A 12,297-nucleotide genomic window follows, 5' to 3' on the forward strand; every position below is an offset into this window, starting at 1 on the left:
TCCTCATAGACGATGCCGAATGGTACGAACGGGGGCCACAGTGAGGTTCAGTTCATTCACGAAAACGCCCGGCCGGTGACCCGGCCGGGCGTTTTCGACGGAACGTCGATCAGGCGGTCTCGGTGATCGGCCGGTCCACCCAGCTCATCATGCCGCGCAGCTTCGCACCGGTGATCTCGATCGGGTGCTGGGCGCCCTGCTCGCGGTACTTCTTGAGCTCCGGGCCGCCGGCCTCGTCGTCCGCGATCAGGTGACGGGTGAACTCACCGGACTGGATGTCGGCGAGGATCCGCTTCATCTCCTCCTTGACCGACGCGTTGATCACGCGCGGGCCGGAGACGTAGTCACCGAACTCGGCGGTGTCCGAGACGCTGTAGCGCATCCGGGAGATGCCGCCCTCGTACATCAGGTCGACGATCAGCTTGAGCTCGTGCAGGCACTCGAAGTACGCGATCTCGGGGGCGTAGCCGGCCTCGGTGAGCACCTCGAAGCCGGTCTGCACCAGCGCCGCGGTGCCACCGCAGAGGACGGCCTGCTCGCCGAAGAGGTCGGTCTCGGTCTCCTCCTTGAACGTCGTCTTGATGACGCCGGCGCGGGTGCCGCCGATCGCCTTCGCGTACGACAGGGCGAGCGCCTGGGCGCCACCGGAAGCGTCCTGCTCGACCGCGATCAGGGCGGGCACGCCCTTGCCGTCCACGTACTGACGGCGGACCAGGTGACCCGGGCCCTTCGGGGCGACCATCGCCACGTCCACGTCGGCCGGCGGCTTGATCAGCTCGAAGCGGATGTTCAGGCCGTGGCCGAAGAAGAGCGCCTTGCCCGCGGTGAGGTTCGGGGCGATGGACTCGGCGTAGATCTTGCGCTGCGCGGTGTCCGGCGCCAGCACCATGATCACGTCAGCCCAGGCGGCGGCCTCGGCCGGGGTCTTCACGGTGAGGCCCTGCTCCTCGGCCTTCGGACGGCTCTTGGAGCCCTCCTGCAGACCGACCACCACGTCGACGCCCGAGTCACGCAGCGACAGCGAGTGCGCGTGGCCCTGGCTGCCGTAGCCGATCACGGCGACCTTCTTGCCCTGGATGATCGACAGGTCGGCGTCGTCGTCGTAGAACACTTCCGCGGTCATGACTTCCTTCTTCTCTCGTTTGGAAAAACTCAGGCGGCGCGGAGCGCGGGGCCGGTGGTGATGGACCGGGAACCGCGGCCGATGGCCACGAGACCCGACTGCACCATCTCCTTGATGCCGTACGGCTCGAGGTCGCGCAGCAACGCATCCAGTTTGTCGGGATTACCGGTGGCCTCGATCGTCAGGGTGTCCGGAGCGACGTCGATCACCCGGGCCCGGAACAGCTCGACGGTCTCGAGCACCTGGCTGCGCTGCGCCCGGTCGGCGCGCACCTTGACCAGCAGGAGCTCACGCTGGACCGACTGCGCCGGGTCCAGCTCCACGATCTTCAGGACGTTGACCAGCTTGTTGAGCTGCTTGGTGACCTGCTCCAGGGGAGACGTGTCGGCGTTGACCACGATCGTGATGCGGGAGACTTCCGGGTTCTCCGTCTCGCCCACCGCCAGCGAATCGATGTTGAAGCTGCGGCGGGAGAACAGGCCGCTGACCCGGGCCAGCACACCGGGCTTGTTCTCGACCAGCACGCTCAGCGTGTGCTTGTTAGTCACAGGTCGTCCTCATCGAACGTGGGACGCACGTCCCGGGCGAACATGATCTCGTCGTTGCTGGTGCCGGCCGCGACCATCGGCCACACCATCGCGTCCTTGCCGACCGTGAAGTCGATGACCACCGGGGCGTCGTTGATCTCCATGGCCTGCTGGATGATCTTGTCGACGTCGTCCTTCGACTCGCAGCGCAGGCCGATGCAGCCGAGCGCCTCGGCCAGCTTCACGAAGTCCGGGATGCGGTGCTTGTGGGTGCCCAGCTCGGTGTTCGAGTAGCGGCCGTCGTAGAACAGGGTCTGCCACTGGCGGACCATGCCCAGGTTGCCGTTGTTGATCACGGCGACCTTGATCGGGATGCCCTCCAGGGCGCAGGTGGCCAGCTCCTGGTTGGTCATCTGGAAGCAGCCGTCACCGTCGATCGCCCACACCTGAGTGTCCGGCTGCGCGACCTTGGCCCCCATCGCGGCCGGAACCGCGTAACCCATGGTCCCGGCGCCGCCCGAGTTCAGCCAGGTGCCCGGCTTCTCGTACTTGATGAACTGCGACGCCCACATCTGGTGCTGGCCGACGCCGGCACAGTAGATCGCGTCCGGGCCGACCAGCGCGCCGATCCGCTCGATCACGTACTGCGGGGAGAGGGTGCCGTCGGTCGGCTCGTCGTAGCCCAGCGGGTACCGCTCGCGGATGTCGTCGAGCGTCTTCCACCAGGCCTCGTACTGCGCGGTGCCGCCGGCCGTCGCGGAGACCGCGGCGATCAGCTCGTCGATGACGTGCCGGGCGTCGCCGACGATCGGGACGTCCGCGTGCCGGTTCTTGCCGATCTCCGCCGGGTCGATGTCGGCGTGCACGATCTTGGCGTCCGGGGCGAACGAGTCCAGCTTGCCGGTCACCCGGTCGTCGAAGCGGGCGCCGAGGGTGACCAGCAGGTCCGACTTCTGCATCGCGTAGACCGCCGGCACCGTGCCGTGCATGCCGGGCATGCCCAGGTGCTGCGGGTGCGAGTCGGGGAACGCGCCGATGCCCATCAGGGTGGTGACGACCGGGATGCCGGTCAGCTCGGCGAGCTTGCGCAGCCCGTCGGTGGCGCCGGCCTTCAGGACGCCGCCGCCCACGTACAGAACAGGGCGCTTGGCCTGGGCGATCAGCCGGGCCGCCTCGCGGATCTGCTTGCCGTGCGGGTGCAGGGTCGGGCGATAGCCCGGCAGGTCGAGGGTCGGCGGCCAGGAGAACGTGGTCTGCGCCTGCAGCACGTCCTTCGGGATGTCGACCAGGACCGGGCCGGGCCGGCCGGTCGCCGCCAGGTGGAACGCCTCGGCCAGGATCCGGGGCAGCTCCTCCGGGTGCTGCACCAGGAAGTTGTGCTTGGTGATCGGCAGAGTGATGCCCTGGATGTCCGCCTCCTGGAAGGCGTCCGTGCCGATGTACGGCCGGCCGACCTGCCCGGTGATCGCGACGATCGGGACCGAGTCCATGTAGGCGTCGGCGATCGGGGTGACCAGGTTCGTCGCACCCGGGCCGCTGGTCGCGATGCAGACGCCGACCTTGCCGGTGGCCTGCGCGTAACCGGTCGCGGCGTGCCCCGCGCCCTGCTCGTGCCGGACCAGGATGTGCCGCACCTTCGAGTCGAAGAGCGGGTCGTACGCCGGGAGGATCGCCCCGCCCGGGATGCCGAACGCGACCTCTACCCCGAGCGCCTCGAGCGACCGGACGAGCGCGCCGGCACCGGTGGTGGCTACCGGGGCCACGGCGGCGGGGGCGGAGTTCGCGGCCGCAGCGACGGTGGCCGGAGTGACCCGTTGGGCGAGGGATTCGGGAGTGGGTCTCGTCATGGCAGTTCAGACCTTTTCGGGTTGGTCGGTCCAGTCTTGTGAGCGACTTCTGAGCAACAAAAAAGGCCCTCGTGCAGAAGCACGGGACCTAGCGCACCCTCCTGTTGCGGAGAGTGCGCTCAGATAAGTACTCGGGACTGGAAGCACATGCGGCTAACCTTGCCCCATCTCACGGCCTGAGTCAACTGATCCCACATTTTGATCAGCGAAATCCGGGTCGCTCGGCAACAACGCTCTGACCTGCCGCATTCCGGGACCGAGCCGCACCACCTGACTGCGCGCCGGGGCGTCACTCGGAGGGGTGGACCGCGGCGCCGGCAGCGGGCGCGGGCCCGAGGGCCGCAGGGTCCGCAGGCGCGTCTCGAAGTGCTCGGCCGGCACACCCCAGCCGAACAGCGAGCCCTGGCCCAGCCGGCAGCCGGCCTCCTCGACCACCTCACGCTGGGCCGGCGAGCCGATCCCCTCGGCCAGCACCTCCAGGCCGAGCCGGTGCCCGAGCCGCACCACCACGTCGACCAGCGGGGCCGCCGTCCCGGTCCGCGACTCCGGCTCCGCCACCAGCGCGTGGTCGATCTTCAGGATGTCCACCGGCAGCGTCCGCAGCTGGGTCAGCGACGAATAGCCGGCGCCGAAGTCGTCCAGCGCGATCCGCACCCCGGTCTCCCGCAACTCGGCCAGCCGGCCGACCAGCTCCTCCATGTCGGTGGCGACCGCGTGCTCGGTGACCTCCAGGACCAGCCGCTGGGGTGGCACGCCGTATTCGGCCAGCACGTCGGCGACCTGGCCGGCGTAGTCGGAGTTGTGCAGCTCCTTGGGCGACAGGTTCACCGACACCCAGACGTCGTGCCCTTTCGCCAGCCAGTCGGCGAGCTGCTTGCAGGCCTGCTCCAGGACCCAGGCGCCGATCCGGTTGATCAGGCCGGACTCCTCGGCGACCGGGATGAACTCGTCGGGGCGCACCGGCCCCAGATCGGGATGCGTCCACCGCAGCAGCGCCTCGGCGCCCACCGGTCGCATCGACGGCAGCGCCACCACCGGCTGGAAGACCAGCCGCAGCTGGTCGCGGTCGATCGCGTGACGCAGTTCGCCCTGCAGGGTGCCGCGGCGGCGCAGCAACTCGTCATAGCCGGCCTGGTAGCGCTCCACCCGGTTCTTGCCGCGCTGCTTGGCGTAACGCAGGGCCAGGTCGGCGTCGTGCAGCAGCTCGCCGGTGTCGGCCACGCCGACGCTGGCGGAAAGGAAGATCGGGCCGCCGTCCACCTCGTAGGGCTCCCCCAGCACCGCGAGCAGCCGGTGCGCGGCGAGCACCGCCTCCTCGGCGTCGCCGTGCATCAGCACCGCGAACTCGTCACCGCCCAGCCGGGCCGCGACGTCGCCGGCCAGCAGGTTGCGCCGCAGCCGGACGCCCACCTCGACCAGCACGGCGTCACCCACGTCGTGCCCGCGCATGTCGTTGACGATCTTGAAGCCGTCCATGTCGATGCCGATCAGCGCCGCATTCTCCGGGGAGTCCCGCAGCGCCCGCTGCAGCCCGCGGCGGTTCGCCAGGCCGGTCAGCGGATCGGTGTGCGCCAGCTCGCGGAAGTGCGCCTCGCGCTGGCGCAGCTGCACCGTGTAGCGGCGCACGTCGTCCAGCGCCAGATACTGCCGGGCCACCAGGGCCAGGCCGACGACCGCCGCCCCGAAATAGCCGAGCGCGTCCATCTCGCCGCCACGAACCAGGTGGTAGCCGAGCGCGGCGATCATGGCGACCATCGGGACCACCGCGTAGGCCCCGCCGCGCTCCAGCACGTCGCCGGTCACCTCGACCGGGCGGTCGGCGGCCCGCACCGCGTAGGCCACCAGGATCAGGCCGGCGGTGAGCACGAACACGCTGGCCAGCGCGAACGCGTCGCGCTCGCGGCAGATGCCGCCGCAGAGCGCGGTCGCGGCGACGGCCACCAGGCTCACCCCGGCGGACACCCGGACCGTGTTGCGGCGCGGCCGGTGCGCGTGCAGGGTCATCACCGCGGTCAGGCCGAGCGCCAGCACCGCGAGAACCGCGGGCAGCAGCACGGCCACACAGGGGTACGGCGTGAGGTCGCCGAGGATCCGGGTGGGGCGGGAGATCAGCACCCAGCCGACGAACCAGATGGCCGCCGCGATCACCAGGCCGTCCAGCACGTGCCGGACCGCCGCGGCCGGGCCCCGGGTGGCGCCGGGCAGCGCCACCGTGCCGGCCAGCAGGACGAGGATGCCGCACCCCATGCCGATCGCGACCGCGGTGGCGAGGGTGCGGATGTGCCCGGGATCATGGTGATGGCCGCCGAGCAGCGCGCTGGCCAGCCCGGCCAGCGCGGCCGCCGTGGCGATGGCGCCGCCGGCCGCGAGGAGAAGATGGGCACGCCGGGCCGCACCGGTGTGCCGGCGGCCGGACTGCCCGAGGTAGGCGACCGCCGGAACAGCGGCCACCAGGCATGCCAGGCCCGCCAGCTCCAATCCGGACGGTGAATGCACGGACACACTGTGCCGGATCTCCGTCGATTCCGACAGCCCCGGCGTCCCGAGCTGTGGACGTCCTTGGCCATTCGCCGCGCAGCCGGTGGCAGTATGGGGGCATGCCTGAGCTGCGCTCCCGGACCTCGACACACGGCCGCACCATGGCCGGCGCACGCGCCCTGTGGCGCGCCACCGGCATGACTGACGACGACTTCGGCAAGCCGATCGTCGCCATCGCCAACAGCTACACCCAGTTCGTACCCGGGCATGTGCACCTCAAGGACCTCGGCGGCCTGGTCGCCGAGTCGATCGCCGCGGCCGGCGGCGTCGGCCGCGAGTTCAACACCATCGCGGTCGACGACGGCATCGCGATGGGTCACGGCGGCATGCTCTACTCCCTGCCCAGTCGCGAGCTGATCGCCGACGCGGTGGAGTACATGGTGAACGCGCACTGCGCCGACGCCCTGGTCTGCATCTCGAACTGCGACAAGATCACCCCCGGCATGCTGATCGCCGCCCTGCGGCTCAACATCCCGACGGTCTTCGTCTCCGGCGGCCCGATGGAGGCCGGCAAGACGGTCGCCATCGAGGGCATCGTCCACGAGAAGCTCGACCTGGTCGACGCGATGAGCGCGGCCGCCAACGACAACGTCACCGACGCCCAGCTGGACACCATCGAGCGCTCCGCGTGCCCGACCTGCGGCTCCTGCTCCGGCATGTTCACCGCCAACTCGATGAACTGCCTGACCGAGGCGATCGGCCTGTCGCTGCCCGGCAACGGCTCGACGCTGGCCACGCACGCCTCCCGCAAGGCGCTGTTCACCGAGGCCGGCCGGCTGATCGTCGAGATCGCCAAGGAGTACTACGAGAAGAACGACGAGTCGGTGCTGCCGCGCTCGATCGCCAACCGGGACGCCTTCGAGAACGCGGTCGCCCTGGACGTGGCGATGGGCGGCTCCACCAACACGGTGCTGCACCTGCTGGCCGCGGCCCGCGAGGCCGGGCTGGACTTCAGCGTCTCCGACATCGACGCCATCTCGCGCCGGGTGCCCTGCCTGTCGAAGGTCGCACCGAACAGCCCGAAGTACCACATGGAGGACGTGCACCGGGCCGGCGGCATCCCGGCCCTGCTGGGCGAGCTGCACCGCGGCGGCGCCCTGAAGACCGACGTCCGCGCCGTGCACGCGCCGTCGCTCTCCGCCTGGCTGGACAGGTGGGACATCCGTGGCGAGTCGCCGTCGGCCGAGGCGCTGGAGCTGTTCCACGCCGCCCCCGGCGGTGTGCGCACCACGCAGCCGTTCAGCACCGAGAACCGCTGGGCCACGCTCGACACCGACAGTGAGAGCGGCTGCATCCGGTCGGTCGATCACGCGTACACCGCGGACGGCGGCCTGGCGATCCTCTTCGGCAATCTCGCGCCGGACGGCTGCGTCGTGAAGACCGCCGGCGTCGACGAGTCGATCTGGAAGTTCACCGGCCCGGCCCGGGTCTACGAGTCCCAGGACGACGCGGTCAACGGCATCCTCGGCAAGGAGGTCGTCGAGGGCGACGTCGTGGTCATCCGCTACGAGGGGCCGCGCGGCGGGCCGGGCATGCAGGAGATGCTCTACCCGACGTCGTTCCTCAAGGGCCGCGGGCTGGGCAAGGCGTGCGCGCTGATCACCGACGGGCGCTTCTCGGGCGGCACGTCGGGCCTCTCGATCGGCCACGTCTCTCCCGAGGCCGCCGGTGGCGGGTTGATCGCCCTGGTCGAGACCGGTGACGAGATCACCATCGACATCCCCGGGCGCAGCATCACCCTCAACGTGCACGACGACGTCCTGGCCCAGCGGCGGCACGAGCAGGAGCGCCGGCCCAAGCCCTACACGCCGGTCGCGCGGGAGCGGCCGGTCTCGGCGGCGCTGCGCGCCTACGCCTCGATGGCCACCAGCGCCAGCGACGGCGCCTACCGCCGCGTTCCCGAATAATTTCGTACGTCTGACGGGGCCGGCGCCGACGCGACGTCCGGCCCCGCCTGCGGCGGCTGGCGCGTTTGTCGTTGGGTGACCGCCCCGGCGAGGGGTGCCTCGACGCCTCCCGCGCGGCGACCGGGGCCCGGGTGCGGCGGATGGTTAGGGTCGTTTCGTGGCTACTCCAGAATTCATCGTGGAGCTTCGGCGGCATGTCGGACATGCGCCACTTCCCCTGCCCAGCGTGACCGCGGTCGTCCTCGATGAGGCCGGGCGCGTGCTGCTGAACCAGCGAAGTGACGATCATCGGTGGTCGCTGCTCGCCGGTGTCCTGGAGCCGGGTGAACAACCCGCGGCCGGAGCTGTGCGGGAAGTGTTCGAGGAGACGGGCGTCGAGGTCGCGGTCGAGCGGATCCTGTCGGTGGAGGCGCTGGAGTTGCGCCGGCTCGCCAACGGCGACCAGGTCTACTGGTTCGAGGTGGTGCTCGCCTGCCGGCCGGTCGCCGGGGAAGCCCGGGTCAACGACGACGAGTCGCTCGACGTGGCCTGGTTCTCGCCGGACGCCATGCCACAGCTCAACGAGCGCCAGATGCGTTACCTGGCGCTCGCCCGCGATCCCGCCGCCGCGCCGTATTTCGTTCCGGCGCCGCCACTGAGCTTCCTCACTCCCCCACCCGCCTGACCCCCCGGCTGTCACCCAGAGCCGTCCCCCGCCACGCGAAACAGCTCCCGCTGACAGCCGGACGAACCGGCTGTCGCCCAGAGCTGCCCTCAGCCACGCGAAACAGCTCTCGCTGACAGCCGGACGAACCGGCTGTCGCCCAGAGCCGTCCCCAGCCACGCGAAACAGCTCTCGCGGACAGCCGGACGAACCGGCTGTTGCTCAGAGCTGTCCGGAGCCACGCGAGACAGCCCTGAGCGACAGCCGGACGGACGGGCTGTTGCTCAGGGCGGTATATGTCCGCACGGAACAGCGCCGGGAGACGGCCGGGGATTCGGGCGGGCGCTTCGGGCGTACGGCTGCGGGTGGAGAGTGACCGACCGCCGGGCCCGCAGCGGGCCCGGCGGGGTCGGGTTTACTTGACGGCGCCTTCCATGATGCCGCGCACGATCTGCCGTCCGCCGACGAGCAGCAGCACGAGCAGCGGCAGGGTGGCCACGAACGCACCCGCGAGCACCCGGCGGAAGACCACGAAACTTCCGCTGGCCAGGTCCGAGAGCGCCACCATCGACGTGGGGAACTCCGTGCCGCCGAGCGTGATCAGCGGCCACTGGAACTCGTTCCAGGTCGCCACGAAGGTGAGCAGGCCGAGCACCGCGAGCGCCGGGCGGATGGCCGGCAGGACGATGCTCCAGTAGATCCGGAACGTCGAGGCACCGTCGATGCGCGACGCTTCGATCAGCTCGCCGGGAACCGCGTGGTCGATGAACTGACGCATGTAGAACACGCCGAACGCGGTGACCAGGCTGGGCGCGATGACCGCCAGCAGGGTTCCGTTCCAGCCGATCTCGCCCATCAGGATGTAGAGCGCGACCACACCGAGCTGGTTGGGCACGGTCAGGGTCAGGATGACCACGAACATCAGCTTGTCGCGGCCGGGGAAGCGCAGCTTGGCGAAGGCGAATCCGGCGAGCGAGCAGAAGAACAGCGTCGACGCTGTGACGACCGTGGACACGATGACGCTGTTGATCAGCGAAGCGGCGAAGTACACGTTGTCCGCGGTGAAGACCTCGCGGAGGTTGACCATGAACTGGTCACCCGGCAGGAACGCCGGCGGGTACTTGACCATCGCGCCGTCGCCGCTGGTGGCGATGACGAACATCCAGTACAGCGGGAAGATCGACAGGACCAGCACGATGGTCAGGCCGAGGTAGGTCCGCCAGCCGGCGCGGGTGTCCTGCGGTGCACGACCCGTCACGGTGCTCATCGGCCACCTCCGAAGCGCCTGGTCAGCAGGGCGTTGATCGCTGCCACGACCAGGATGATGAGGAACAGCGCCCAGGACATCGCTGCCGCGTAGCCCAGGTTCAGGTCACGCCAGCCGACCTCGTAGATCAACTGAGCCATGGTCTGCCACTGATGGTTGGAGCCACCGCGGGCCGTGGCCGGGTTCTCGTCGAAGAGCATCGGCTCGTTGAAGAGCTGGAGACCACCGATGGTGGAGAGCACCACCGTGAAGATCACCACCGGCTGGATCATCGGCACGGTGATCTGCCACAGCTGGCGCTGCGGTCCCGCGCCGTCCACCGCCGCCGCCTCGTAGACGTCACGCGGGATCGCCTGCATGGCCGAGAGGTAGAGCAGCGCGTTGTAGCCGATCCACTTCCAGTTGACCATCGTGGCGATCGCGATCCACGAGCTCCACTTCTCGGCGCGCCAGTCCAGGGGCTGCTCCTGGCCGAACCCGACCAGCGAGAGGAACCAGTTGGCCATGCCGTAGTCGCGCGCGAAGAACATCGAGAAGAGCAGGGTGGACGCCGCGACCGGCGTCACGTACGGCAGCAGCACCGCGACCCGCCACCAGGTGGTGCCGCGCAACCTGTGGTTGAGCAGGTTCGCGATGGTCAGCGCGAGCAGCAGCTGCGGCACCGTCGACAGGATGAAGATGCCGAACGTGTTGAACAGCGCGTTCCAGAAGTCTTCGTCCGAGAAGAGCTGGGTGTAGTTCGCCAAGCCGGCCCAGCCGGTCTTGGTCGAGTCGTCGAGCCGCCAGTGGCGGAAGGACACCACGGCGTTGTAGGCGAGCGGGAACAGCCCGAAGATCGCGAAGAGTACGAAGAACGGCGCGATCAGCAGGTACGGAACAGTCTTGGTGTCGAAGCGGTGCCACCACAGCTTCGACTTGCTGACACGCTCGGCCGGCTGCGGCGCGGGCGGCGCCGGCCGGATCTGGGTCAGGGACACGGGCACTCCTTGAGGCGAAGGCGGGGCGACTCGCGTCGCCCCGCCAGTGCGATCCAGGTCAGGAATTCGCGACCTTCTCGGCTTCCTTGACCGCCTCGGCCCAGGCTGCGTCCGACTTCAGCTTGCCCTGCTGAACGCGGGTGATGACCGCCTCGACAGCCTCACGGGTCTTACCGTTCTTCTTGCCGAGGTACTGCGGCTGCAGGCTCTCCGCGGTCTTGGCGAAGATCTGGCCGGTCGGGGCGTTGCTCATGAACGGGTGCTTGAAGTCCAGCACCGCGGGGTCCTTGTAGAGCGCCGGCTGCGAGGGCAGGTTGCCGACCGTCTTGAAGACCTCGATCTGCTGCTCCGGCTGCACCATCCACTCGGTGAACTTCACGGCCTCGTCGACGTGCTTGCCCTGGGCCGGCACGGTGAACCAGGAACCGCCCCAGTTGCCGCCGCCGCCCGGGATCGCGGCGATGTCCCACTTGCCCTTCTGCTTCGGCGCGGTCTGCTGGATGTGGCCGAGCATCCACGCGGGGCAGGGCAGCGCGGCGAACTTGTCACCGGTGAAGCCCTGGTCCCAGCCCGGCTGGAAGCTGTTCAGGTTGGCGGAGATGCCGGCGTCGAGCGCCTTCATGCTGGTCTCGAAGGCGATCTTGGGGCCGCCGTCCATCAGCAGCTTCTCCGACTCGTCGTAGAAGCCGACCGGCTGCTGGGCGAGCACCGGGTTGAACATGTTGGTGCCCGAGTCGACGAACTTCTTGCCGGTGGCCTGCACGTACTTCTGGCCGGTCTGGATGAAGGCGTCCCACGTCGGCCAGAGCGCCGAGACCTGGTCGCGCTCGGTGGGCAGGCCGGCCGCCTTGAACAGGTCGGTGCGGTAGCACATGGCCAGACCACCGACGTCGGTGCCGAGACCGATCAGCTTGCCGTCGGCCGACTGCCCGCCCTTCCACTTCCAGGCCAGGTAGTTGCCCTCGAGCTTGCCGGATCCCTTGTCGAGCAGGTTGACGAACTTGTCTGCCTGAGCCCGCATCTGGACCATGAAGCCCTCGTCGACGGCCACCACGTCCGCCGCGCCGCTGCCGGCGACCAGCTTCTTCTGCAGGTCCTCGTGGTGCGCCTGGTACTCGCTCTTGTTGAAGACGATCTTGATGTTCGGGTTGAGCTTCTCGTACTTGGCCTTGAGCTGCTCCTGGCCCATGTCGCCGAAGATGTTCCACTTCAGCGTGATCTGCTCGCCGCTCGCGGTGTCGCTGCTGTCGCCCTCCAGGGCCTGACCGCTACAGCCGGCGATCAGCAGTGTCGCCGCGACGCCCGCGACGGCCGCGTGCAGGGCACGACGTCCGAAACGCTCCATGGTTTCCTCCTGTGCGCAGAGGTGTAAGTCACTGAACCGGGTAAGTTGCAGCGACGCTATGTGGGGCTTAGGCGGCTGTCAATAGCCGGTTACAGTCTTGATTCTTTCGATGTCTCAGGAACG

General features: G+C 69.2%; 9 protein-coding genes. 2 read left to right on the forward strand and 7 right to left on the reverse strand.

Translation table 11 applies throughout. The features are described 5' to 3' along the window. Positions 1-109: 109 nt before the first annotated feature. The 4 genes from ilvC to AB0F81_RS18830 all read right to left on the reverse strand — a co-directional run bounded on the left by ilvC (position 110) and on the right by AB0F81_RS18830 (position 5,993). Entirely contained in the window at positions 110-1,123 is a 1,014-nt protein-coding gene (gene ilvC / locus AB0F81_RS18815; RefSeq protein ID WP_360198821.1) for a ketol-acid reductoisomerase, read from the reverse strand. A 29-nt stretch (positions 1,124-1,152) separates the two neighbouring features. Beyond that, complete coding sequence (gene ilvN, locus AB0F81_RS18820) at positions 1,153-1,671, reverse strand: acetolactate synthase small subunit (RefSeq protein ID WP_196413761.1); 519 nt, start codon at positions 1,669-1,671, stop codon at positions 1,153-1,155. Next, positions 1,668-3,497 carry an acetolactate synthase large subunit gene (locus AB0F81_RS18825; protein WP_360198824.1) on the reverse strand — a complete coding sequence of 610 codons (1,830 nt, stop codon included), beginning with the start codon at positions 3,495-3,497 and terminating at the stop codon, positions 1,668-1,670. Before AB0F81_RS18825 ends, ilvN begins: the two co-directional genes overlap by 4 nt. A gap of 153 nt (positions 3,498-3,650) precedes the next feature. Then, on the reverse strand, positions 3,651-5,993 hold the full coding sequence (locus tag AB0F81_RS18830) for a bifunctional diguanylate cyclase/phosphodiesterase (protein ID WP_360198826.1): 2,343 nt from the start codon (positions 5,991-5,993) through the stop codon (positions 3,651-3,653). Between the two features lie 101 nt (positions 5,994-6,094). Between AB0F81_RS18830 and ilvD the strand changes: the two genes are divergently transcribed. Together ilvD and AB0F81_RS18840 are read left to right on the forward strand one after the other, a co-directional pair. After that, positions 6,095-7,942, forward strand: a complete 1,848-nt coding sequence (ilvD, locus tag AB0F81_RS18835) for a dihydroxy-acid dehydratase (RefSeq protein WP_360198828.1) — start codon at positions 6,095-6,097, stop codon at positions 7,940-7,942. Between the two features lie 226 nt (positions 7,943-8,168). Then, entirely contained in the window at positions 8,169-8,606 is a 438-nt protein-coding gene (locus AB0F81_RS18840; RefSeq protein WP_360198830.1) for an NUDIX domain-containing protein, read from the forward strand. 394 nt (positions 8,607-9,000) lie between these two features. On the opposite strand, the gene AB0F81_RS18845 is transcribed toward AB0F81_RS18840, so the two are convergent. Genes AB0F81_RS18845 through AB0F81_RS18855 form a run of 3 tightly spaced genes read right to left on the reverse strand, consistent with a single transcriptional unit; the run spans position 9,001 to position 12,174 of the window. After that, entirely contained in the window at positions 9,001-9,852 is an 852-nt protein-coding gene (locus AB0F81_RS18845; RefSeq protein WP_360198832.1) for a carbohydrate ABC transporter permease, read from the reverse strand. Beyond that, positions 9,849-10,829 carry a sugar ABC transporter permease gene (locus AB0F81_RS18850; RefSeq protein ID WP_360198834.1) on the reverse strand — a complete coding sequence of 327 codons (981 nt, stop codon included), beginning with the start codon at positions 10,827-10,829 and terminating at the stop codon, positions 9,849-9,851. The genes AB0F81_RS18845 and AB0F81_RS18850 overlap by 4 nt, the downstream gene beginning before the upstream one ends. 58 nt (positions 10,830-10,887) lie before the next feature. Continuing rightward, positions 10,888-12,174 (reverse strand): extracellular solute-binding protein, encoded by a 1,287-nt coding sequence (locus AB0F81_RS18855; protein ID WP_360198836.1) that lies wholly within the window; start codon positions 12,172-12,174, stop codon positions 10,888-10,890. Positions 12,175-12,297: the final 123 nt, after the last annotated feature.

It is taken from the genome of Actinoplanes sp. NPDC024001, from assembly GCF_040638955.1.
Taxonomy (GTDB): Bacteria; Actinomycetota; Actinomycetes; order Mycobacteriales; family Micromonosporaceae; genus Actinoplanes.

What these genes read in the sequence shown, in the direction of transcription:
- AB0F81_RS18825 (WP_360198824.1), bottom strand. Translation starts at nt 3,497, where the DNA reads ATGACGAGACCCACTCCCGAATCCCTCGCCCAACGGGTCACTCCGGCC.
- ilvC (WP_360198821.1), bottom strand. Translation starts at nt 1,123, where the DNA reads ATGACCGCGGAAGTGTTCTACGACGACGACGCCGACCTGTCGATCATC.
- AB0F81_RS18845 (WP_360198832.1), bottom strand. Translation starts at nt 9,852, where the DNA reads ATGAGCACCGTGACGGGTCGTGCACCGCAGGACACCCGCGCCGGCTGG.
- ilvD (WP_360198828.1), top strand. Translation starts at nt 6,095, where the DNA reads ATGCCTGAGCTGCGCTCCCGGACCTCGACACACGGCCGCACCATGGCC.
- AB0F81_RS18855 (WP_360198836.1), bottom strand. Translation starts at nt 12,174, where the DNA reads ATGGAGCGTTTCGGACGTCGTGCCCTGCACGCGGCCGTCGCGGGCGTC.